Origin of the sequence: Flavobacterium piscisymbiosum (assembly GCF_020905295.1) — a bacterium.
In the GTDB taxonomy this organism is placed as follows: Bacteria; Bacteroidota; Bacteroidia; order Flavobacteriales; family Flavobacteriaceae; genus Flavobacterium; species Flavobacterium piscisymbiosum.
In genome coordinates this window covers 252,421-274,618 of record NZ_JAJJMM010000001.1, presented here as the reverse complement: position 1 = coordinate 274,618, position 22,198 = coordinate 252,421, and the positions used below count along the sequence as shown (strand labels likewise).

The following is a 22,198-nucleotide window of genomic DNA, read 5'->3' as shown; positions in this document are numbered from 1 at the left end:
TCTTGCGCGTGCAAATGTACTTATGAATTCCTAGATTTCAATGGCTAAAGCCAATTTACTTTCGGCATTTTGACATTTCTTTTGCAACAGCAATAGCCTGAGGGTTTTCAGTTTTTTCTAATTCCGTAATAATGTTTTTATAATTGTGGTCGTCGCGGTTTTGAGACAGTTTTTTGGTGGCCTGAATTTCATCAATTTCAATTTCAAAACCAAATATTCCTCTCGCTTCGCGCATTGTTTTTGATGATAAATCCTCAACATGAACCGGATTCTCAGAACCCGCTTCATATTTATCAACCAATTTTTTAAGCTGCTCTATTGTGGTTGCTTCGTCTACAATTTTAATTCGGCCATAAACATGTACGGCTATATAATTCCAGGTAGGTACATTTTCGTGATCGTACCAGGAAGACGAAATGTAACTATGCGGTCCTGTAAAAACAGCCAAAACCTGGTCGTTCTCGGCAAAACCTTCTGCTTGCGGATTTAATTTTGAAATATGTCCTTGTAAAATTTCTTTTCCATCGGCTGTAACTTCAAGTTCTATCGGGATATGCGTTGCGCATAATTTTCCCTTAGTTTGATTGATCAGGATGCCAAAACTATTTTCTTTCAAAAAAGTTCTAATCGATTCCGGATCTTCTTCTTTGTATATTTTAGGAGTATACATTTTTATGAATTTTGATTTAGAGATTTTCCCAGGCAAATGGCTTCCGGTCGATCTGTATATTTTCCGTAATTCGGAATTACTTTGTATCCTTGTTTTTGATAAAACTGAACAGCACTTTCATTTTTTAATCGTGTTTCTAAAACCAAATTGGTATAACCAAGATTTACAGCTTCGTTTTCTAAAAAAACTAAAATCGTTTGTCCAATTTTCTTTCCCGGGTATTTCGAATACATTCGTTTTACTTCTCCAATATTTTTGTCAATTGGCCTAATAGCGCCACAACCCACAATTTCATTGTTAATTTCGGCTATGACAAATACAAATTTTGAATTTTCGTTTTCCCAATCCTGAAAAGAATTTTTTCCATCACTTCCAAAACGAAGGTAAAGATTTTCTGATAATTCTTCTGTAATTGCCAAAACTTTTTCGTCGTCCGGATTTGCTATTTTTATAGAAATACTTTGTATCATCTTATTTGAAGAAAATGAGTTTTTTAGATTTGTCACATCGAGCGTTCCGAAACTTCGGAAGAGATGCTTCGTTGATATAAAGGACTTCGACTTCGCTCAGTCTGACAATATTGTGATTAGTAAAAATTAGTCAATTCGTGTTCTTAAATCACATTAACTTCCGCTTCAATATGAATTCCAAACTTTTCGAAAACAGTTTTTTGAACCTCTCTCGAAACGGCTAAAATTTCCTGTCCGGTTGCGTTTCCATAATTTACCAAAACCAAAGCCTGATTTTTGTGAACTCCGGCATCACCAAAACGTTTTCCTTTAAAACCTGCTTGTTCTATTAACCACCCTGCCGGAACTTTTACCTCAGTTTCTGAAACTTCATAATATTTCATTTCAGGAAATTTTTGATGGATTTTTTCGAAATCAGATTTTAATAAAATCGGATTTTTAAAGAAACTTCCGCTATTTCCTAATTCTTTAGGATCCGGTAATTTGCTTTGTCTGATGGCAATTACAGCATTACTAACGTCTTTTAAAGTTGGAGTTGTCACATTGTTTTTAGCCAATTCAGCAGTAATGTCTCCGTACGAAGTATTGATTTTGTGATTGCGTTTTGTGAGTTTATAAATTACCGAAGTAATAATGTATTGATCTTTAACTTCATTTTTAAAAATGCTTTCTCTGTAGCCAAAATTACATTCGGTATTGGTGAAAGTTTTTATTTCCTGAGTTTCAATATTCATGGCTTCGCAAGAAACAAAAGTGTCTTTTATTTCGGTTCCGTAAGCGCCAATATTCTGAACAGGAGTTGTGCCAACATTTCCGGGAATCAGAGACATATTTTCTAAACCTCCAAAATTGTTATCTATGGTATAAAGAACGAAATCGTGCCAGGTTTCGCCAGCCTGACTTTCGACCCAAACAAAATCGTCATCTTCCTTAATGATTTTTTTACCTTTTAAATCAATATGAATGACCAAAGCCTCAATATCTTTAGTTAAAAGCATATTGCTTCCGCCTCCTAAAACAAATTTTTTCGCGTTTTTGTTTTCTTCTAAAATGGTTTTCAATTCATCAACTGAATGAACGGCAACAAATTGTTTGGCTTTGGCTTCGATACCAAAAGTATTGTGGTTTTTTAAAGAAAAATTGGATTGAATTTCCATAAATAAAAGGCTTTTTTGTCCCGAAACGTCGGAATATTTCTGAGTTCAAAAGTAAGGATTATTATTTATTTGGGTTGGTTTTCTATAAAATAACAGACAATTAAATGATTAAAATGATGCGTGAGAGAGGATCAATTGGTTTTTGCGAAGTTTTATTTTATAGCTTCAATAAATTGCTGCATTTCTTTCATTGTTCCAATAGTAATTCTGCTCCATTTTCCATTTTCTTCATAGATTTTGGTTCCTATAATATTATTGAGTTCTAATTGTTTAAAGAAATCCTTTTTATAATTCTCCAGCGAGAAATAAATAAAGTTAGAATAGGAAGGAATACATGTTAAGTTGAGTTGTGTAAGTTGGTCAATGGTATATTTCTTAGCCTCTTCATTTTTTGCATATACTTCCTGAATGAATTTTTCATCATTTAATGAAGCGATTGCGGCGACTGTAGATACCTTACTAATTGATAAGCCAGGAGATGATTTTAAAATATTGAGTGAATCAATTGTCGCAGCATTTGCAATAGCATAACCTACTCTTGCACCAGCTAAACCATACATTTTTGAGAAAGTTTTGGTTATAATTAAATTTTTGTTGTCAATAACCAGATCACTTAATGATTGTTCTTTTGTAAAATCGATATAGGCTTCATCGACAAAGACAATCGCTTTTTTGGTAGCCTCTTTTACAAAAGATACTAATTTTTCTCTATCACATATTGTTCCTGTCGGATTGTTAGGATTGCAGATATAGATCATTTTTGTATCTGAATCAATTGCTTGTAACATGGCTGTTAAATCATGTTTTTTGTCTTTAGTTAACGGAACAGCGATTTTTTTTATTCCTAATTTTTCAGATGGAGATGTCCAGTAGTCAAATGTATTTTCGGCGATTATAAAATTACCTTTATTTAAAGAACTGTATTGAAGAACTAAATCTAAAATTTCTGTTGAGCCGGCACCAAGCAGAATGTTATTATCTAAGACATTGTTCTTTTTTGCAATAGCGGTAATTAATTCAGGATAAATATTCCAGGCGTATCGATTGCTGTTATTGATACTTTTGGTCATAGCAATTCTGGCTAAGGGAGAAGGGCCATAAGGATTTTCGTTTGATCGTAATAAGATGGGAGATTTATCGAAATTTGGTAAAAGATATTCTTCGGATGGATTTGCAAATGCTTCAAATTGGCAAAAACCTAATCCTACCGCACCTAAACCTATTTGTTTTAACCAGTTTCTTCTATTACTCATCTCTTTTTTATTAAATTAAACGATTCAACAATATGTCGTTGCAATTGAAGAAAAGTTACATGCTGGTTTTTCTTAATAAAATTTTTAATTTGAATTAAAGTTTGTGTTCTATCTTTTGTATGTTTGGTTCTCTGTATCTCAAATATATATGTATGAAAGAATTTTGTAAATTATTAGTTTTTTTAATCGTGATTTTTCAAGTTTTAAGTTGTGATAAAAAGAAAACCGATATTGCAATTAAGAAGGTTGAAAGCAATAAAACCTCTGATAAAGCTGCAATTGTAAAAGTTAATAATGAAGTTGATGATTTTTCTTTTCCTGTTGATAGTACGTTACAGGTTAAAATTCTTCGAACCGAAATATTTCATAACGATGAGGTTGAGCAGCATTTCGACAAGAAAGTTTGGTTTGGTCTCTTTAAAAAAGATAATGTTTATACTCTTTCTCAAACCCAGGTATTTATAAAATCTGTAAATGATCCTATTGTAGATGAAAACGAAGAAGATAAAACGGGTTGGGAAGTTACAACATCAATAAAAGATACTTGTATTGTTCTAATTGAAAAAAAGCCATATTTGAGTAATAGAGAAGTGTGGAATATAAAAGTGCCTGCAAATCTTGGTGATAATGAGGATTTTGAATTTAATTATAAAAATATTGAATATACTTTATTTGCACTTGTGAAAAAAAGAAAAGAAAAAGTCGATTCAGAATGGATTGAGGTTTCTGATTATAGCCTTTATTTAAGAGCATATGAAAATGGCAAAGAAACTAAGACACTTTTAGTTGCGAAAAAAAACATTGACGAAAGGTTTATAGAAATAGTATTTGCAGGCGATATCGACGGAGATGGAAGGTTAGATTTAATTATTGATACCTCAAATCATTATAATGTTTCAAGTCCAACGCTATATTTATCAAAACCGGCATCCGAAGAAAAGAAGATTATTAAACCGGTTGGAGTTTTTACAACCGTAGGATGTTAGGTTTTATTCAAAGCTTAGCGTTCATAGCGTAAAATCTTTGCGGTTAAATTACTTTCGAGAATCCAGCAATTCATGATATTTATCCGCAATAACCTTCATATTAGTATCATAATTCGCATTTTCCTCTACAAATTTTCTGTTTTGAATAATAGCATTATTTCGGGATTCAGTATTTTCAAAAGACCAAATTAGTTCTTCGGCCAGCATTTCGATATTATCAATTTCAATCAATTGTCCGTTTTCGCGATGTTTGATCCAGCTTTGATTTCCCGGAATATCTGAGACTACAGGATAACAATTACAAGCCATTGCCTCGAATAGAGACGCCGAAACTCCTTCGGTAATTGGCATGCTGATATAAATATTCGATTGTTGCAATAATTTAGGAAGTTTAGTATTTGGGATTCTTCCTGTAAAAATTACTTTGCTTTCGATTTGAAGTTCTTTTGCCAAGTCTTTTAGAAACTGTAATCGTGTTCCGTCGCCAACAATTGTCAACGAAAAATTAATTTCTTTTTGATGTAAAATTGCAAATGCTTTTAGAATAGAATCATGGCGATATTCCTGTTGTAAAGATCGCGTTACAATTGCTTCAATTTTGTTTGAATGGTTTGTTGAAGGAGAAAAAAGTGATAAATCAATTCCTTTTGGGATCACTAAAACTTTATTCATATCAACGCCAATTGCTTTCATCGAAATGGTCATCACCGGACCCCAGGCATGAATTAAATCGGCTTTTTTGAAAGCGTGTTTCTGAATGATTTTTTTTAAGGGTAATAAAACCGAACCTTCCGGCCATAAATCTGTTCGGCCTTGTTGTGCAATTGCGATAGGATGCATTCCTGAAATCGCAGCCAGAAAACCGTAACTGGTTGTTCTTTCTGCAATAATCATATCCGGTTTTTCTCGACGGATTGTTTTTCGAATAGAAAGAGGAGAAAAGACATATTCTAAAATACGCTTGAATCGGTTGAGTTTTGAATTGTTGGGTGTTTGAAGTTCCCAGGTACAAATTTCAAAATCGCCAAATTCTTTCAAACCATTCATCCATGTAATAGCGTCCGCACGATAAGATTCTCCCAGAAAAAGTATTTTTCTTTTCATTCATTGAAGTTTTTCGCAACGAATTTCACCAATTCTCACTAATTAATTCGTGCTTATTCGTGAAATTCGTGGCAAACTTTTATTTTAAACTAAAATTCATCCGTCTCTAAAGCGCGATTGATGAATTCGTTTAAAGGTTTTAAAGCAATTAGTTTTTTGCTCATTTTGGCAACAAAGTCTTTTTGAGTGACTTCAGCAATATCATATTTTTGAGTAGCTGTAAAGCTTTTTAGTTTTAAAAACTCAATTGCAGGATGGTCTTTTTCGTAACCTCGTGGCGGGTTTTTAAGCGAATTGGTTTCATTTACATCTAAACTTCCAAACTCTTTCTTAAAGTTTTTATCGGCAATAATAGCTTCCAGATCTTCATGAAAAAAAGCAATTTCTTTACGTACTTTTTTCAAGTCTTCCGCTTCTGGCGAATAAAAACCGCCGGCAATAAAACTGGCGCCTTTTTCAATATGTACATAATATCCGGCGCGATTAGCTCCTTTGGCGCCGGTAGACATCCAGACTCCTAAATGCGCTTTATAAGGTGATTTGTCTTTAGAGAATCGAATGTCGCGATTGATTCTGAAGGTACAATTTTTAACTTCCAGCAATTCTAATGACGGATCAAGAGGTTTCATTACATCAAGAAAATCACTTACTAACTGGTGATAATCTTTTTTGAAAATTTCATATCTCTTTTTATTATCCTGAAACCAATCTCTATTGTTGTTCTTTTTTAAATCGTCTAAAAATTGCAATGATTCTTTCGTTAGCATATTCTTTATTTTATTGCAGTTGTTTTTTTAAGTCTTCTTCACTGATAAAACCTGTAGTTTTCCATTGTACAGCTTTGTTTTCGTATAATACAATTGTTGGTAATTGGTCAATTTTTAGCTGAGTTGCCAATGTCTTATTCTTATCAACATCAATTCTAATAATCTTTACTTTATCAGCCATGTCTTTTTGCATTGTTAAAAGAAACGGTTCCATTTGCTTGCATGGTCCGCACCAAACAGCATAAAAATCGACCAAAACCTTTTTATCTGAATTTAATAAATCATTAAAATCATTCATAGACATTCCGGCTTCTGCCGCTGCGGGAATTCCAAATCCTTCTTCGTTCCAGTTCAGGAAACCGCCATCTAATTCGTAGACAGTATCAAAACCTAATTCTTTTAGTTTTGTAGCTGCTTTTTTGCTTCTTCCTCCGCTTAGGCAATAGACAAAAACAGGTTTCGATTTGTCATAAGATGCTGCTTTTGCTTCGAAATCATCACCGTTCCAATTTACGTTTTTGGCATTGTCGATATGTTCCGATTCGAATTCGTCAGGAGTTCGAACGTCTAAAATTTGTGGATGATCGGTTGTTTTAATTTTTTCTGCAAATTCTTTTGGATGCAGTGACTCAAAAGTGCTTGATTTTTTATCGTTGCATGAAATGAATATAATTGAAACTATTAGCAATAAAATTTTGGGGAATTTCATGGGATTAAATTTTAAAAATGGTATCGCTAAAGTAATGATTTTTCAATTTTGAATTCTTAATAGAAAGTGAAATAAAAAAAGTTTGCCACGAATTACAAGAATTAATACGAATTTTTCTTTTAGTTTAAATTTTGTCTTTGATTAAGTAACTGCAATATTGTCATTCCGAGGAACGAGGAATCTCCGCAAGAAACTCCTAATGTAAAATCGCCAATCTTTGTCGAGCTTCTCGCGAGGATTTCTCCTTGCGTCGAAATGACAAAAATGCGCACACAAACTTTGAATACACCAAGCTAACAAAGAAAAATGCGAGCTAATTCGTGAAATTGCTTCGCCTATTCACTATCGCTCGGGTCGTCGCAAAAAAATCACAAATTAAAAATCTTATAACTCTGATGCGTCGATTTTACAATAGTTTCGGTACGTTCAGGATGTGTGTCTGAAATAAAAAGCTGACCAAAAGTTTCGCTGTTTACCATTTCGATGATTTTACCAACCCGGGTTTCGTCAAGCTTATCAAAAATATCATCAAAAAGCAATAAAGGTTTTACGCCGCTTTGTTTTTTTAGAAATTCAAACTGAGCTAATTTTAAAGCAATCAAAAATGATTTTTGCTGACCTTGCGATCCGAATTTTTTTATGGGATGCGAATCAATCTCAAAAGATAAATCGTCTTTATGAATTCCTACGCTTGTATAATGCAACGCGCGATCTCTATTAATATTTTCCTGTAAAAGCGTTAATAAGTCTTTTTCGAACAAATGACTTTCGTAAACTAGTTGCACTGTTTCTTCAGATCCGGTTATGGCCTGATGATGTACATTAAATATAGGTATAAATTGTTCGAGGAAATCTTTTCTTTTTTCAAAAATCGATTGCCCAAAACTATTCAGCTGCTCATTATATATAGATAAGGTGTCATTGTCGAAAGTATGATTGAGTGCAAAATACTTTAGCAAAGCATTTCGCTGTACAATTACTTTTTGGTATTGAATAAGCTGATGCAGATAAGTGGAGTCTAATTGCGAGATCACACTGTCCATAAATTTACGACGCGTTTCGCTTCCTTCGATAATTAAATCACGATCTGCCGGAGAAATTATTACTAACGGAATGAACCCAATATGATCGGAGAATTTATCGTAAGCTTTTCCGTTACGTTTTAAAATTTTCTTTTGCCCTTTTTTTAAACTGCAAACAATTTGTTCTGTTCTGTCATTCTTTTCCAGTTCGGCATCAATTACAAAAAACTCTTCTCCGTGTTTGATGTTTTGTACGGCCAACGGATTAAAATAGCTTTTTCCGTAAGCCAGATGATAAATAGCATCAAGCACATTCGTTTTTCCAATTCCGTTTTTGCCCACAAAACAATTGATCTTGCGGTCAAAATCAAAACTGACTTCGGAGAAATTTTTATAATTGAATAAAGAAATTTTGTTTAAATACATTTTTTTCGAAACTGTAATGATAAAAGTTGGCATTTCCTATTTATGACTTCTCCTGCAGATTAGGTTTTTTCTACAGCTCCGGATAACTATCGGGATAAAAGATTAAAAAGGATTTTGTTCTGCAAATTTAATTGAATAAAAGCGTAATCTGTTACAATCTGTGAAATCTGTGGTTAAAAATTACTTTTGATGGTATTGGAAACTTTTGTTAAGTAGAAAATAGTCAGATGCAAATGGCTAAAAAGATCCAAATAGTTAGGCTTTTAGGGGATTTTAGGATGAATTATTTCGGGATTAAAGTGAAAGAATTAGCTGTTTAGTGAATTATTTTTTTTAAATAGATATAAATTTGCTTTTTTTTACGTTAGTTTCAATAAAAATTTTATTTTTGCCGTTCACTAAATTAATTTTAAATGGCTACTTACAATAAAAGAGGATATAAAGCACCAAAGGAAAAGGAAGTTAAAGAGGAGGTTGTGAATGAAGAACAACAAGTAATTCTTGATGGGAAAAACAGCAAAACTGCTGAGGTTTTTTCAAAATTAGATGAAACTGCTTCAAGAACTGAGGATTGGGTTGCTAAAAATCAAAAAATCATTATTGGTTTAGTTGCCGGTATTGCAGTGGCTACTATTGGATATTTGGCTTACCAAAAATTCATCGAAGCTCCTAAGCAAGACGAAGCTGCAAGCGAAATGTTTGTTGCTCAACAAAATTTTGATAAAGCGACTAATGGTGTAGCTAGCGATTCATTATATAAATTGGCTTTGAATGGTTCTGAAGGTAAATTTGGATTCGTGAAAATTGCTGAAGAATATTCTGGAACTGATGCTGGAAATTTAGCGAACTATTATGCTGGTATGGCATATTTGAATACAGGTAAATTTGATGACGCTATTAAATATTTAGGTAACTTTAAATCTAAAGAAGCTATCGTTAATGCTTTGGCAATTGGTGGAATTGGAGATGCTTATTCTCAAAAAAATCAACAAAAAGAAGCTTTAGACTATTATGTAAAAGCAGCTGAATCTAACAAAAACGATTTTACAACGCCTCGTTTCTTATTAAAAGCTGGTAAAACGGCTTTGGCTTTAGGTCAAAAAGAAGATGCTTTGAAATATTTAACAGATATTAAAGAAAACTATGATGCAACTCCAGAAGCAGCTTCTGTAGATGTATTGATTGGATTAGCGCAATAAATATTATTGTAGAGTTCAGATTTTAGATTTAAGATTTGTATTTTAGCAATCTGAAATAAAAATCTAAATATCAAAGATGGCTACCGAAAATAAAAATTTATCAGAATACGATAAAAACACGATCCCAAATGCGAAAGATTTTCGATTTGGGATTGTTGTTTCTGAGTGGAATGAAACTATAACCGAAGGGCTTTATAATGGTGCTTTTGAAGCATTAATCGATAATGAAGTTCCGGCTCAACAAATTATCCGATGGAATGTTCCAGGAAGTTTTGAGTTGATTTATGGTGCGAAAAAAATGTTGCAGACGCAAAATGTAGATGCAGTTATTGTAATTGGATGTGTAATCCAGGGACAAACGAAACATTTTGATTTTGTATGCGAAGGCGTAACGCAGGGAATTAAAGATTTGAATGTTCAAACTGATATTCCGGTTATTTTTTGCGTTTTAACAGACAACAATATGCAGCAGTCAATCGATAGAAGTGGAGGAATTCACGGAAACAAAGGTACTGAAGCTGCAATTGCTGCAATCAAAATGGCTTATATCCGCCAGCAAGCTTCGATGTCGCATCCATTTAATCAGCCGTTATTGTCTTCAGGAGCAATTCAGATAGAAGAAACACCGATAAAAATCGAGAAAGAATAGCAATATTTTTCTTCTAAAATATTAAAAACCTGTACTGTGTAAAATAGTACAGGTTTTTTGTTTTTTTTATGACAGCACTTATTCTAAAAGCCAAGAGAAATTCATTAAATTTGTGCTTCTTGGTTCGAAAATTTTAACCTTAACTTTTTAATTATTTTTTCTTAATGTCGAGTATCATTCAATTACTTCCTGATCACGTTGCTAACCAAATTGCCGCTGGAGAAGTGGTTCAAAGACCTGCTTCAGTCGTAAAAGAGCTGTTAGAAAATGCTGTTGATGCTAAAGCAACCGACATTAAGTTGATTATTAAAGATGCCGGAAAATCATTAGTTCAGGTAATTGATAATGGTTCAGGAATGAGTGTGACTGATGCGCGTTTGTGTTTTGAGCGTCATGCCACTTCTAAAATCCGTCAGGCAGAAGATTTATTTTCCTTATGCACAAAAGGTTTTCGTGGAGAAGCATTGGCTTCTATTGCGGCAATCGCGCACATGGAAATGAAAACCAAACAAGATCAGGACGAACTGGGAACGCATATTGTGATAGAAGGAAGTAAATTTGTTTCGCAGGAAGTGGCTGTTTTACCAAAAGGAACTTCGTTTGCTGTTAAAAATTTATTTTTTAATATTCCTGCCCGACGCAATTTTTTAAAATCTGATATAGTTGAATTTCGTCATGTTATGGATGAGTTTCAGCGTGTAGCTTTGGCACATCCTAATATTCATTTTACATTTTATCATAACGGAAGCGAAATGTATAATTTGCCTGCTGCAGGTTATCGCCAGCGTATCGTAGGAATTATGTCAGGTAAAACCAATGAAAAATTGGTTCCGGTTAACGAAGATACAGAAATTATCAATGTTCAGGGATTTGTTTGCAAACCTGAATTTGCCAAGAAAAGCAGGGGAGAACAGTTCTTTTTTGTAAACGATCGTTTTATAAAAAGCGGTTATTTGCATCATGCGGTAATGGCTGCTTATGACGGACTTTTGAAAGATGGTTCACAGCCAAGTTATTTCTTGTTTTTACAAGTTCCGCCAAATACGATCGATATCAACATTCATCCTACTAAAACAGAAATTAAGTTCGATGATGAGCAAGCTTTGTATGCTATTTTAAGAGCTTCGATCAAGCATAGTTTAGGGCAATTTAATGTTGCGCCTGTTCTTGATTTTGATCGTGATGCTAATCTAGATACGCCGTATCATTATAAAGATTTAGAGGCAGAAACGCCAACAATTCAGGTAGACGGAACTTTTAATCCGTTTACAGATGATAAAACCAATCAGCATTATGCTAAATCGGGTTCGGGTTCAAGTTCCGGTTCCAGTTTTAGTTCAGGATCCGGATCCGGATCTGGTTCAGGATCAAATTCATATTCAGGATATAATAAAAGAGTCGAACCAACGGCAACGTGGGAAAGTTTGTATGTAGGTCTGGAAACCGATACAATAGAGAGCTCACCTTTTACATTCGAAAATGAAGAAGTAACTTCGTCCTTGTTCAATGATAATGAAATTGAGCAGGCAAGTCAGGGGACGTATCAAATTCATAAAAAATATATTGTTTCGCCTATAAAATCCGGAATGGTAATCGTTGATCAGCAACGTGCGCATCAACGTATTTTATACGAACAATTTTTGCTCAATATGACCGTAAATCAGGCTTCGAGTCAGCAATTGTTGTTTCCGCTGAATTTGTTTTATTCTTCTGATGAAATGACATTAATCGAAGAATTAAAACCTTCATTAGAAACAACCGGTTTTGTTTTTGACCAAGCGCAGACCGATCATATTGTGATTTCGGGAATTCCGGTAAATATTACCGAAAGTGAAGTTTCTCTTGTAATTGAACAATTATTGAGCGATTTACAAGACGGAATCCCGGCAAGCAGTTATAGCCAGAATGATACAATTGCCAAATCTATGGCCAAAAGTTTAGCGGTTAAAACAGGATCTTACTTAACCGAAAAAGAACAAGATAATCTGGTAAACGGTTTGTTTGCCTGTAAAGATCCAAATATTTCACCTTTTCAAAAACCTACTTTCATTACCATGCGTGTGGAAGATATAGATAAAAAGTTTGCCTTATGATGAAAATGACTCCCGTAGTAAAACAATTATTGATAATCAATATTATCTTTTTTATTGGCTGCAATTTAGTTCCCGCTGCACAAGTATATTTTGCTCTTTTCTTTCCTGAAAATCCAGGATTTAAATTTTGGCAGCCTATCACACACATGTTTATGCATGGTAGTGTGATGCATATTGCTTTTAATATGTTTGCGTTATATTCTTTTGGATCAACACTGGAGCATTTTTGGGGCGGTAAAAAATTCTTGTTTTTTTACATCTCTTGCGGATTAGGAGCGGCTTTAATAAATTATGCTGTAAATTATTATTTTTATCAGGATGCATTGAATACATTATTAGCTAGTGGGTATAATAAAGTACAAATTTTGCAATTGCTAGACCAAGGAAAAATAGATACAAGATGGCAGCAAATATTGACTGTTTCTGAGTTTAAGCATTTTACTGAAGCTTATTTTGGAACTGTTGTCGGAGCTTCCGGAGCTATTTATGGATTATTGGTTGCCTTTACCTTTATGTTTCCTAATGCTGAATTGGGAATTATGTTTATACCAATTCCAATTAAAGCGAAATATTTTGTACCGGTTTACATGCTTTTATACGATGGTTTCTTCGGAATTTTAGGAAATTCTTTCTTAGGAGTTGCAGATGGAGTTGCGCATTATGCGCATATTGGAGGTGCTTTGTTTGGTTTTTTAATTATGTGGTACTGGAAAAAAAATCAGTTTAACAATAATCGTTGGAATTAATTTTTAACTTTAATATAGAATAAAAACCAAAAGAAGCTTTTATGAATATTCTTGATGATTTAAAATTACAGTATAAATTAGGTGGTATAGCAATGCGTGTTATTTACTGGAACGTTGCTTGTTTTATGATCGCTTTAGTGTTTTTTTATCAATATTCAGGAGGCGGTTTTGCTTATCCGGATTGGCTGGCTTTATCATCAGATCCAAATGTGTTTTTGTTTAAACCCTGGGCATTCTTAACCTATGCTTTTTTTCATGCATCGTTTTGGCATTTATTGTTCAATATGATGGTTTTAAATTTTGCCAGTAATTTGTTCCTGACCTTTTTTACTCAAAAACAATATTTAGGTTTGTACATTTTGGGTGCAATTTTCTCTGGAGTTGTTTTTGCGCTAAGTTTTTATTTTTCGAACGTAGCAGGTTCTATTGTTGGTGCTTCGGCAGCTATTATGGCAATCCTGGTTGCGGTAACTACCTATCAGCCTTTGATGGGTGTGCGTTTAATGTTTTTTGGAAACGTTAAGCTTTGGCACATTACAGCTGTAATTTTAGTTTTGGATTTAATGCAGTTCCGATTAGAGAATACCGGCGGACATATTTCGCATTTAGCCGGAGCAATTTTTGGATTTGTCTTCATTAAATTGCTTCAAAACGGAATAGATTTAAGTAAAATAGTGTCCAGAACATTAGATTTTTTTGCGAATCTATTCAAAAAATCCCCTTCGACCCCTTTCAAAAAAGTTCATAAAAATTACCAAAAACCTACAGAAAAAGTGACGTCAAGGATTGTTACGAAAGATAAAACGCAACAACAAATTGATGAAATTTTGGACAAGATTAGCCAGTCTGGTTATGATTGTTTGACAAAAGAAGAAAAAGAGTTTTTATTTAAAGCTGGAAAATAATCCTTTTAGCAAGAAAATATGAAAAACCTTTCGTGGTTTAATAAAATAATGTTCTTTTTGAATATAGTACTGACTGTAGTGACATTTAGTATTTATATTTTACCTTTTCTGGCACCTAGAAGTTTTCCTCTTCTATCGGTGCTTACACTCTTTATGCCGGTTTTTTTTGTATTGAATGGGTTGTTCTTTATTTATTGGGCAATTCAGTTTAAAAAACGCCTTATTTTGTCCGGTTTGGTTTTATTGACCGGAATTACCTTTATCAGCAAGTTTTATAAATTCTCAGCCAAGGAATATGTCAAAGACGAAAAAGACTTCTCTATTATGAGTTATAATGTGCGTCTTTTTAATGTTTTTAAATGGCTGGACCGGGATGATATTCCGTCAAATATTAAAGCTTTTATAGATGAAAAAGATCCGGACATTCTCTGTATTCAGGAATACTCCAATTCTGCTCATATCGACTTAAAAGTATATCCTCATCGTTATATTTTTATAGATGGAAATCAGATTAAAACCGGACAGGCCATTTTTTCTAAGTTTCCTATTATATTCGAAGGGAATATTATTTTTCCTAATTCGGATAATAATGTCATTTATGCTGATATAAAGCGTGGTAAAGATGTTATTCGTGTGTATAATATGCACTTGCAATCGATTAAGATTTCGCCTGATGTCACTAATATTTCGAATAATATAGATAATGTAAATCAGGAAAAGTCACAGCTTATTTATACCCGAATAAGTAAAGGATTCAGACAGCAACAAGAGCAGGCAGAAATATTTAAAGAGAATATCAAAAAATGCAAAACTCCCTTTATTATTTGTGGGGATATGAATAATAGTCCGTTTTCGTATGTATACCGAAGCATAAAAGGAAAACAAAAAGATGCTTTTGAAGAAGCAGGAGAGGGCTTTGGCGCGACTTATAAGTTCCGTTATTACCCAGCCCGAATTGACTATATTTTTACAGATAGTAAAATGAAAGTAAAAGGTTTTGAAAGCTTTCCTGATTTCGAAAACTCAGATCATTATCCTATAATGGCAAGGCTTTCTATGGAATAGTGCTTTTAATCATAAAAGAGCGCAAAGGTTTATTTAGAGTTCCTAAAGTTTAATTAATAAGCTTTACGAACTTTGCTTTTCTAACCTTTGCGCTCTTTGTGTTTACGAAAATAATCTGAAAGATTAAAGAAATTGAACAATTACTAAATACCACCTAAATCATGATTAAAAAACATTTTTTATTACTTCTTTTTGTTTGCTCAGGTATATTTGCTCAGAAAGATATTGACATTAATGAGTTAAAATGGCTGCCAAATTCGCATTCATTTTGGGTAAATTCAGCTGAGAATATTTTGGTTTATGATGTAGATAAATTAAATCAGAGTACAACTGTTTTAACTGCTAAACAATTAAAAGACGCTGGTTTTAATGGAAACATCGAAGAGTTGGTCTGGAATCAAAATAATACAAAAATATTGGTTTATACCAACTCAAAAAAAGTATGGCGTGCTAATACAAAAGGAGATTATTGGTTCTTTGATTTAAAAACCGGAAAAGGACGAAAACTTGGTGTGACCTTAGAAGAATCGTCTCTTATGTTTGCAAAGTTCTCTAGTGATAATGAAAATGTTGCATATGTTTCAAAACATAATATTTATTTGGAAAATCTAACTTCAGGTAAAATTACGCCTCTAACAACTGACGGAACGGATAAGGTTATTAACGGAACTTTTGATTGGGTTTATGAAGAAGAATTGGCAGCGAGAGATGGATTTCGCTGGAGTCCTGACGGAAAAAGTATTGCTTTTTGGCGTGTTGATGCAACAGATACAAAGTTTCATTTGATGATTAATAATACGGATGCTTTATATCCGTTTGTTGTTCCTGTTGAATATCCTAAAGCGGGAGAAAAACCTTCGGCTGCGAAGATTGGAGTTATTGATGTTGCTTCTGTAAAAACAAATTGGCTTAATATTCCGGGGGAACCTGATAATAATTACTTGGTTCGTATGGAATGGGTTGCCGCAAATGAAGTAATGGTGATTCAGCTTAACAGACATCAAAACCAAGCTTCTATTTATAACTGTAACACTCAATCAGGAAAAGCAAATTTAATTTATCAGGAGAAATCTCCTGAGTGGATTGATGTTTTCGATATTTCTTCGGGAGTATACGATGGTTTTCCATGTCAATTTGTAGATAACGGAAAAGCTTTTTTATGGAGTTCTGATGCTGATGGATGGATGCATGTTTATAAAATTAGTAGTGACGGAAAAAAGAAGGAACTAATTACGACCGGAAAGTTTGATGCTTATTTTAAAGCCTATAATGAGAAAACAAAATCTATCTATTATATTGCCAGTCCAACAGATGCAACACAACGCTATTTGTATGAAACGAATTTGAATTCGAAGAAAACAAAAAGACTTACTCCTGAAGCTTTTGAGGGGACTAATAAATATGAATTCTCTACAGACGGATCTTATGCAAAACACACCAATTCTAATATCAACCGTAATCCTAATATTAGATTGGTTTCGCTTTCAGATCATAAAAAAATACTGCCAAAAGAAGATGATGTTTTTACAGCTCCTGCACGTGAATTTTCTTTGGAAAAATTTAAAGTAACCACCGTTGATGGTGTTGAAATGGATGGGATAATGGCAAAGCCTCTGGATTTTGATTCATCTAAAAAATACCCATTGTTTTTTTATGTTTATGGCGAACCAGTAGCTACTGTCGCGAATGATGTGCCGTATTTTAATGGATTTATAGATCATTTGATTCCAAAAGGATATATCGGGATTGCAATGGACAACAGAGGAACTCCATCTCTTAAAGGAACAAAATGGAGAAAATCTATTTATAAAAATATAGGAATTATCAATACGCGTGATCAGGCGATGGCGGCGAAAGAAGTTTTGAAATGGAATTTTATCGATAAAGATAGAGTTGCTGTTCACGGATGGAGCGGTGGTGGAGCTGTTACTTTGAATTTGATGTTTCAGTATCCCGAAATATACAAGACCGGGGTAGCGATTGCTGCGGTTACAGATCAGCATTTTTATGATAATATATACACAGAACGTTATATGGGATTGCCAGATGAAAATGAATCAGCTTATATTCAGGCTTCGCCGGTGACTCATGCAAAGAATTTAAAAGGAAATTTGCTGTACATTCACGGAACAGGAGATGATAATGTGCATTATAAAAATGCAGAGGTTTTGATCAATGAATTAATTAAATATGATAAAGTTTTTAATTTAATGATTTATCCAAATCGTTCGCATTCTATCTACGAAGGTGCTGGTACCCGCAAACATTTGGTAGATACTTTCTTGAAATTTATAGAAGAAAAATGTTCTCCGGGAGCAAAGTAAATAAACTCTGAAAATAAAAAAAAAGGAGAATTTCTGTAATGAAATCTCCTTTTTTTTATTTTATAAATGCTGTAGTGTCAGCAAATAAAAATATAGTATTTTTTATGTAATCGAAATAATTTACAATATTTTCTGGCTCTTTAGATAATCCATTGCAAATTTACCTTCGTTAAAAAGTAAATCCAAAACACTTAAATTGTTGATGAATCCGTGTTTGTCATCAAAAACCTGAGTATATTTTTCAAATATATTTGAATCTTTTTTTCCGTTTGCCAACACTCTGAAATCAGTAATGTTTTCGACCTCATGAAAATATTCTGTTGTTTTAGAAAATTCTAATTTCATTCGTAAACACTTCGTTACTATCTCTAGAACTTCCATATTTAGATCCATTAAAAAAGTGTGTTGCTTTTCGAAAATAGGAGCGATATCATCTTCAAAGAACTCAAAAAAAGGAGAACTTCTATAAGCTGCTTCTAAGGATTTAAAATGCTGTTTCTGCCAGTCAAATTCATTTTCGATCATAACATCTTTTGTTTTTTGATGAGCAGATTTCGAATGTTTAACAGGGATGTTTAATAACTGAATTCCGTTTGGACTATAGATATAAGTACGGTTTCTATTGGTCTGTTTTTGAAAATTATCTTCCATTTCAAAGGTAATATTTTCAGATTGAGCCATAACTGCAAAGTGACTAATCGACGGAAAATAGGTAGGAAGTAATAACGAGTTCATTATATTCTTTGTTTAAAAGTTTCAGGTTTCATGTTTCAAGTTCGCAAAGAACCCGAAATATGAAACCTGAAACAAAAATAACTAATTTTTTTATGCTTTGTTTTCTTTTCTTTTTCTCCAGAAATATTCTCCAACAAAATAAAGTGCAAGAATAATCAGGAAGTATTTAAAGTAAGATTGTGGCTGTCCTTCACCATTAACAGTAGTAAAAACTCTGTCCCAACGAATTTTGTTAATTCCTTTTCCGTTGGTATCCCAGCTCATCCAGATAAAAACTGGTTTTCCTACGATATGATTGGCAGGAACGTAACCCCAGTAACGGCTATCTTCAGAGTTATGACGGTTGTCTCCCATCATCCAGTAGTAATCTTGTTTGAAGGTGTAGGTTGTAGCTTGTTTCCCGTTTATTAAAAAATGAGAACCGTCCAGCTGTAAAGTATTGCCTTCGTATTTGGTAATGATTTCTTTGTAAAATGGCAAAGATTCATTGGTCAAAGCTACTGTTTTTCCTGCTTGAGGAATGTAAATAGGGCCAAAGTTATCCTGACTCCATTTGTTGATATGAGGAAAAATCGCGTTGTCATTTCCTCTGTCAATTTCTCTTTTTACAGCAGTAATTCCGGGAGTATTTTTTAAACGTTCAGCGCTCGCTTCTGTTAATGCTCTAAAATAAATAGTATCTCTCTTTTCCTGGTCTTTAATATAAGCACCATCAGTAATATCAAGCTCTTTCATTAATGATTCAAAATCAACCGAAGTTTTTCCGTCTAAAGCTACTGAATATGAATATTGTGGTTTTGCTCTTTCAGGCAGAATTAATTTTTTCCCGTTAATGAAAACAAAACCGTCTACAATCGATAAGCTGTCGCCAGGAATACCAACACATCTTTTTACGTAATTTGATTTTTTATCGATAGGTTTTATAACCCCGGGTCTTCCTTTTGGCTCATAGAAATAATGAACAGTATCTACAGGCCAGTTGAAAACAACGATGTCTGATCGTTTTATTTTTTCTAAAGCCGGTAATCTAAAATATGGCAATTGCGGCCAGCTTAAATATGACTTTCTTTTTAAGAATGGTATGGTATCGTGAACCATTGGCAGCGCCACAGTTGTCATAGGTACACGAGGGCCATAATTTACTTTGCTTACAAACAGGAAATCACCAATTAATAATGATTTTTCCAGAGATGAAGTAGGTATTGTATAAGGTTGTACCACATAAGTATGTACTAATGTTGCTACGATAATAGCAAAAAGTAACGAACTAATAGTGTCAGCAGTTTTATTTTGAGGTCTTAATTCTCTGTTGGCATTATATTCTAATTTCTGAGTATAATTTACATAATAGATGTAAAATCCAAAAGTGAAAATCCCTAATAAAGTATCTAGAGTAGATTTTTTGCCAAATGTTCTTAAGGTTTCTACCCAAACAACAGGAAACATAATTAAGTTAATAATCGGGATGAAAAGTAATATAATCCACCAGGTTGGGCGGCTAATTATTTTCATTAAAATTATTGAATTGTAAACCGGAATTGCAGCTTCCCAGGTTTTTCTCCCGGCTGCCTGATACAGTTTCCAGGTTCCTAAAAAATGAATTACTTGTACGGCTAAGAAAAATACGAACCAAAGATATAGTGTCATAGTTTTTTTGTTTATGTTTCAAGTTTCAGGTTGTTCTGTTGAAAACCTTATCCTTTAAATTTGATTATTTTAAATTTAATACATCTTTCATGCTGTAAATTCCTGTTTTACCAGCAAGCCATTCAGCAGCAATTACAGCTCCAAGAGCAAAACCTTCGCGGTTGTGTGCAGTATGTTTTAATTCGATGCTGTCTACAATTGAGTCGTAAGTTACGGTATGAGTTCCTGGAACATCTCCAATTCTTTTAGCTTCAATATGAATTTCATTATTGTTTTTTGCTTCTTCTAAAGTCCAATTGGCATAATTGCTATTTTCGATCACACCTTTTGCTAAAGAAATAGCTGTTCCGCTTGGAGCATCTAGTTTTTGTGTATGATGTATTTCTTCCATCGATACTTTATAAGAATCAAATTGAGACATGATTTTAGCCAAATATTCATTTAATTCGAAGAAAATATTAACTCCTAAACTAAAATTTGAGCTGGATATAAATCCACCTTGTTTTTCGTTGCAAAGTGCGATCATTTCATCAAAATGCTCTAACCATCCTGTTGTTCCTGAAACTACAGGTACATTGTTGTTAAAACAGCTCGAAATGTTGCTTACTGCTGCGGTTGGAACGCTAAAGTCGATTGCAACATCTGCAGTTGAAAGTCCGTCGTATGTATTGAATTCGTCTTTCTTTAAAACAATTTCATGACCTCTTTCTAAAGCAATTCGTTCAATTACTTTACCCATTTTTCCGTAACCTAAAAGCGCAATTTTCATTTTGTATATTTTTTTTGAATTTAAATAACGAACGCTATTTAAAAGTGGTAATTAAAAGTTAGTCCAACATTTGGGCGAAAAGTTATATCATTGGGATATACTTCCGGACGCATTGATAATCTTTCGTTTACGTTGAATTGAATCAAAGCGGCGTCAACATTGGCGTCTATGATGTTTAGGGCATAAAAAGCAACAACGAATAAAGCTGATAAATCCCTGTTTCGCTGATAGAATTTCTGACCTGCAACAAGTCGGCTTTCATCAAGAAATTTATATTTATCGTCGTTATAGCCTTCTAATCTTCGTTTGTAAGCATTACGATAATCGCGGTATTTGTTATTGTTATCAATATAAAAATACAAACTCGTACCAATTGCTCCGTAAACCAAAGGGATTTTCCAGTATTTTTTATTGTATGCCTGACCTAAACCGGGTAAAATTGCAGAATAAAAAGCTGCTTTTGCCGGTGTAAGCGGATCAATTTCTTGTAATTTGCTAGTGTCTTTAACAACCAAAACCGTTTCTTCTTTTGCCTGGGCAAAAAGAGAGACGGTTCCTATGAGAAAGAACAATAGGCTTATGGGGACAATCTTATTCACTATCCGTTTATTAATTTTATAATTCTATTAAAGTCGGCTTCAGAATTAAAAGGAATAGTGATTTTTCCTTTTCCGTTGCCAGCGACTTTTACATCAACTTTCGCACCAAAATAATCGTTGAAAGTGTTTTTTTGTGTTTCTCTAACAACAAAAGAAGATTCTGCTTTTGGTTTCCCTTCTGCTTTTGGCTTTAAACTTTCGTGATAATTTTTTACTAAAGTTTCTGTTTCACGAACAGATAAATTCTCGCTTACGATTTTTTGATAAATATCAGTCTGAATATCTAAATCTTCAATATTGATAATTGCTCTACCGTGGCCCATGGTGATAAAACCGTCGCGAATACCGGTTTGAATAATCGGATCCAGTTTTAAAAGACGTAAATAATTGGCAATTGTAGAACGTTTTTTTCCAACGCGCTCGCTCATTTGTTCCTGAGTCAATTGAATTTCATCGATCAAACGTTGGTACGAAAGTGCGATCTCGATTGGATCTAAGTCATGACGCTGAATGTTCTCTACCAAAGCCATAACCAATGACTCATTGTCATTCGCAATACGAATGTAAGCAGGAACGTGAGTTAAACCTACTAAAGTTGAAGCGCGTAAACGACGCTCTCCTGAAATTAGCTGGTATTTATTGAAGTCTAATTTTCGAACAGTAATAGGTTGAATCACACCAAGTTCTTTAATAGAAGTGGCTAATTCGCGTAACGATTCTTCATTAAAATTGCTTCTAGGCTGAAACGGATTTATTTCGATAGCACTTATTTCAAGCTCAATGATGTTTCCAACAACTTTGTCAGCATTTTTGTCTTCTACTGATGTAATGTCGTTTTCCGGATCTTTTAATAATGCTGATAATCCTCTTCCTAAGGCTTGTTTTTTAATTGCTTTTGTCATA

General features: G+C 33.6%; 21 protein-coding genes. 8 read left to right on the top strand and 13 right to left on the bottom strand.

The features are described from left to right. Window positions 1–55 precede the first annotated feature (55 nt). The 4 genes from LNP81_RS01345 to hisC all read right to left on the bottom strand — a co-directional run bounded on the left by LNP81_RS01345 (window position 56) and on the right by hisC (window position 3,550). Window positions 56–670, bottom strand: a complete 615-nt coding sequence (locus LNP81_RS01345; protein WP_230032888.1) for an FMN-binding negative transcriptional regulator — start codon at window positions 668–670, stop codon at window positions 56–58. Window positions 671–672: 2 nt separating this feature from the next. Next, window positions 673–1,140 carry a GNAT family N-acetyltransferase gene (locus LNP81_RS01340; RefSeq protein WP_230032886.1) on the bottom strand — a complete coding sequence of 156 codons (468 nt, stop codon included), beginning with the start codon at window positions 1,138–1,140 and terminating at the stop codon, window positions 673–675. A gap of 143 nt (window positions 1,141–1,283) precedes the next feature. Then, complete coding sequence (gene murB / locus LNP81_RS01335; protein ID WP_230032884.1) at window positions 1,284–2,297, bottom strand: UDP-N-acetylmuramate dehydrogenase; 1,014 nt, start codon at window positions 2,295–2,297, stop codon at window positions 1,284–1,286. Between the two features lie 152 nt (window positions 2,298–2,449). After that, window positions 2,450–3,550, bottom strand: coding sequence for a histidinol-phosphate transaminase (hisC, locus tag LNP81_RS01330; RefSeq protein ID WP_230032883.1), 1,101 nt, complete (start codon window positions 3,548–3,550; stop codon window positions 2,450–2,452). 152 nt (window positions 3,551–3,702) lie between these two features. On the opposite strand from hisC, the gene LNP81_RS01325 reads away from it, so the two are divergent. Next, the gene (locus LNP81_RS01325) at window positions 3,703–4,536 is read left to right on the top strand and encodes a hypothetical protein (RefSeq protein ID WP_230032882.1); all 834 of its coding nucleotides are present in this window, start codon (window positions 3,703–3,705) and stop codon (window positions 4,534–4,536) included. 48 nt (window positions 4,537–4,584) lie between these two features. On the opposite strand, the gene LNP81_RS01320 is transcribed toward LNP81_RS01325, so the two are convergent. The 4 genes from LNP81_RS01320 to recF all read right to left on the bottom strand — a co-directional run bounded on the left by LNP81_RS01320 (window position 4,585) and on the right by recF (window position 8,564). After that, a complete protein-coding gene (locus LNP81_RS01320) occupies window positions 4,585–5,640 on the bottom strand; it encodes a glycosyltransferase (protein WP_230032881.1) in 1,056 nt (351 codons plus the stop codon). An 89-nt stretch (window positions 5,641–5,729) separates the two neighbouring features. Next, complete coding sequence (locus LNP81_RS01315) at window positions 5,730–6,407, bottom strand: DUF2461 domain-containing protein (protein WP_230032880.1); 678 nt, start codon at window positions 6,405–6,407, stop codon at window positions 5,730–5,732. 10 nt (window positions 6,408–6,417) lie between these two features. Next, window positions 6,418–7,116, bottom strand: coding sequence for a thioredoxin domain-containing protein (locus tag LNP81_RS01310; RefSeq protein ID WP_230032873.1), 699 nt, complete (start codon window positions 7,114–7,116; stop codon window positions 6,418–6,420). A 368-nt stretch (window positions 7,117–7,484) separates the two neighbouring features. Continuing rightward, window positions 7,485–8,564 carry a DNA replication/repair protein RecF gene (gene recF / locus LNP81_RS01305; protein WP_121322067.1) on the bottom strand — a complete coding sequence of 360 codons (1,080 nt, stop codon included), beginning with the start codon at window positions 8,562–8,564 and terminating at the stop codon, window positions 7,485–7,487. A gap of 413 nt (window positions 8,565–8,977) precedes the next feature. Between recF and LNP81_RS01300 the strand changes: the two genes are divergently transcribed. The 7 genes from LNP81_RS01300 (at window position 8,978) to LNP81_RS01270 (ending at window position 17,545) form a co-directional block, all read left to right on the top strand. Further along, the gene (locus tag LNP81_RS01300; RefSeq protein WP_230032870.1) at window positions 8,978–9,763 is read left to right on the top strand and encodes a tetratricopeptide repeat protein; all 786 of its coding nucleotides are present in this window, start codon (window positions 8,978–8,980) and stop codon (window positions 9,761–9,763) included. A gap of 76 nt (window positions 9,764–9,839) precedes the next feature. After that, window positions 9,840–10,412, top strand: a complete 573-nt coding sequence (gene ribH, locus LNP81_RS01295) for a 6,7-dimethyl-8-ribityllumazine synthase (RefSeq protein WP_230032868.1) — start codon at window positions 9,840–9,842, stop codon at window positions 10,410–10,412. 164 nt (window positions 10,413–10,576) lie between these two features. Then, complete coding sequence (mutL, locus tag LNP81_RS01290; protein ID WP_230032866.1) at window positions 10,577–12,505, top strand: DNA mismatch repair endonuclease MutL; 1,929 nt, start codon at window positions 10,577–10,579, stop codon at window positions 12,503–12,505. Continuing rightward, on the top strand, window positions 12,502–13,251 hold the full coding sequence (locus LNP81_RS01285; protein ID WP_230032864.1) for a rhomboid family intramembrane serine protease: 750 nt from the start codon (window positions 12,502–12,504) through the stop codon (window positions 13,249–13,251). Before mutL ends, LNP81_RS01285 begins: the two co-directional genes overlap by 4 nt. A gap of 41 nt (window positions 13,252–13,292) precedes the next feature. Next, window positions 13,293–14,156 carry a rhomboid family protein gene (locus tag LNP81_RS01280; protein ID WP_230032862.1) on the top strand — a complete coding sequence of 288 codons (864 nt, stop codon included), beginning with the start codon at window positions 13,293–13,295 and terminating at the stop codon, window positions 14,154–14,156. Between the two features lie 18 nt (window positions 14,157–14,174). Beyond that, window positions 14,175–15,221, top strand: coding sequence for an endonuclease/exonuclease/phosphatase family protein (locus LNP81_RS01275; RefSeq protein WP_230032860.1), 1,047 nt, complete (start codon window positions 14,175–14,177; stop codon window positions 15,219–15,221). Window positions 15,222–15,382: 161 nt separating this feature from the next. Further along, the gene (locus LNP81_RS01270; protein WP_230032858.1) at window positions 15,383–17,545 is read left to right on the top strand and encodes a S9 family peptidase; all 2,163 of its coding nucleotides are present in this window, start codon (window positions 15,383–15,385) and stop codon (window positions 17,543–17,545) included. 120 nt (window positions 17,546–17,665) lie between these two features. Here the strand turns inward: LNP81_RS01270 and LNP81_RS01265 are convergent, their stop codons facing one another. The 5 genes from LNP81_RS01265 to LNP81_RS01245 all read right to left on the bottom strand — a co-directional run bounded on the left by LNP81_RS01265 (window position 17,666) and on the right by LNP81_RS01245 (window position 22,197). After that, complete coding sequence (locus LNP81_RS01265; protein WP_230032855.1) at window positions 17,666–18,280, bottom strand: WbqC family protein; 615 nt, start codon at window positions 18,278–18,280, stop codon at window positions 17,666–17,668. A 90-nt stretch (window positions 18,281–18,370) separates the two neighbouring features. Continuing rightward, window positions 18,371–19,927 carry a signal peptidase I gene (lepB, locus tag LNP81_RS01260; protein WP_230032853.1) on the bottom strand — a complete coding sequence of 519 codons (1,557 nt, stop codon included), beginning with the start codon at window positions 19,925–19,927 and terminating at the stop codon, window positions 18,371–18,373. A 64-nt stretch (window positions 19,928–19,991) separates the two neighbouring features. Beyond that, on the bottom strand, window positions 19,992–20,696 hold the full coding sequence (gene dapB, locus LNP81_RS01255) for a 4-hydroxy-tetrahydrodipicolinate reductase (RefSeq protein ID WP_230032852.1): 705 nt from the start codon (window positions 20,694–20,696) through the stop codon (window positions 19,992–19,994). Window positions 20,697–20,734: 38 nt separating this feature from the next. Next, window positions 20,735–21,295, bottom strand: coding sequence for a DUF5683 domain-containing protein (locus tag LNP81_RS01250; RefSeq protein WP_230032851.1), 561 nt, complete (start codon window positions 21,293–21,295; stop codon window positions 20,735–20,737). Then, window positions 21,295–22,197: a ParB/RepB/Spo0J family partition protein gene (locus LNP81_RS01245; protein ID WP_230032850.1), complete on the bottom strand. Its 903-nt coding sequence runs from the start codon at window positions 22,195–22,197 to the stop codon at window positions 21,295–21,297. Before LNP81_RS01245 ends, LNP81_RS01250 begins: the two co-directional genes overlap by 1 nt. Window position 22,198 lies beyond the last annotated feature (1 nt).

Bases quoted from the DNA above. Each gene is read 5' to 3' on its own strand.
- dapB (WP_230032852.1), bottom strand. From the start codon at position 20,696: ATGAAAATTGCGCTTTTAGGTTACGGAAAAATGGGTAAAGTAATTGAA.
- LNP81_RS01270 (WP_230032858.1), top strand. From the start codon at position 15,383: ATGATTAAAAAACATTTTTTATTACTTCTTTTTGTTTGCTCAGGTATA.
- mutL (WP_230032866.1), top strand. From the start codon at position 10,577: ATGTCGAGTATCATTCAATTACTTCCTGATCACGTTGCTAACCAAATT.
- LNP81_RS01275 (WP_230032860.1), top strand. From the start codon at position 14,175: ATGAAAAACCTTTCGTGGTTTAATAAAATAATGTTCTTTTTGAATATA.
- LNP81_RS01325 (WP_230032882.1), top strand. From the start codon at position 3,703: ATGAAAGAATTTTGTAAATTATTAGTTTTTTTAATCGTGATTTTTCAA.
- LNP81_RS01310 (WP_230032873.1), bottom strand. From the start codon at position 7,116: ATGAAATTCCCCAAAATTTTATTGCTAATAGTTTCAATTATATTCATT.
- murB (WP_230032884.1), bottom strand. From the start codon at position 2,297: ATGGAAATTCAATCCAATTTTTCTTTAAAAAACCACAATACTTTTGGT.
- hisC (WP_230032883.1), bottom strand. From the start codon at position 3,550: ATGAGTAATAGAAGAAACTGGTTAAAACAAATAGGTTTAGGTGCGGTA.
- LNP81_RS01345 (WP_230032888.1), bottom strand. From the start codon at position 670: ATGTATACTCCTAAAATATACAAAGAAGAAGATCCGGAATCGATTAGA.
- LNP81_RS01285 (WP_230032864.1), top strand. From the start codon at position 12,502: ATGATGAAAATGACTCCCGTAGTAAAACAATTATTGATAATCAATATT.
- LNP81_RS01280 (WP_230032862.1), top strand. From the start codon at position 13,293: ATGAATATTCTTGATGATTTAAAATTACAGTATAAATTAGGTGGTATA.
- ribH (WP_230032868.1), top strand. From the start codon at position 9,840: ATGGCTACCGAAAATAAAAATTTATCAGAATACGATAAAAACACGATC.
- LNP81_RS01300 (WP_230032870.1), top strand. From the start codon at position 8,978: ATGGCTACTTACAATAAAAGAGGATATAAAGCACCAAAGGAAAAGGAA.
- LNP81_RS01320 (WP_230032881.1), bottom strand. From the start codon at position 5,640: ATGAAAAGAAAAATACTTTTTCTGGGAGAATCTTATCGTGCGGACGCT.
- LNP81_RS01315 (WP_230032880.1), bottom strand. From the start codon at position 6,407: ATGCTAACGAAAGAATCATTGCAATTTTTAGACGATTTAAAAAAGAAC.
- lepB (WP_230032853.1), bottom strand. From the start codon at position 19,927: ATGACACTATATCTTTGGTTCGTATTTTTCTTAGCCGTACAAGTAATT.
- recF (WP_121322067.1), bottom strand. From the start codon at position 8,564: ATGTATTTAAACAAAATTTCTTTATTCAATTATAAAAATTTCTCCGAA.
- LNP81_RS01340 (WP_230032886.1), bottom strand. From the start codon at position 1,140: ATGATACAAAGTATTTCTATAAAAATAGCAAATCCGGACGACGAAAAA.
- LNP81_RS01245 (WP_230032850.1), bottom strand. From the start codon at position 22,197: ATGACAAAAGCAATTAAAAAACAAGCCTTAGGAAGAGGATTATCAGCA.
- LNP81_RS01265 (WP_230032855.1), bottom strand. From the start codon at position 18,280: ATGAACTCGTTATTACTTCCTACCTATTTTCCGTCGATTAGTCACTTT.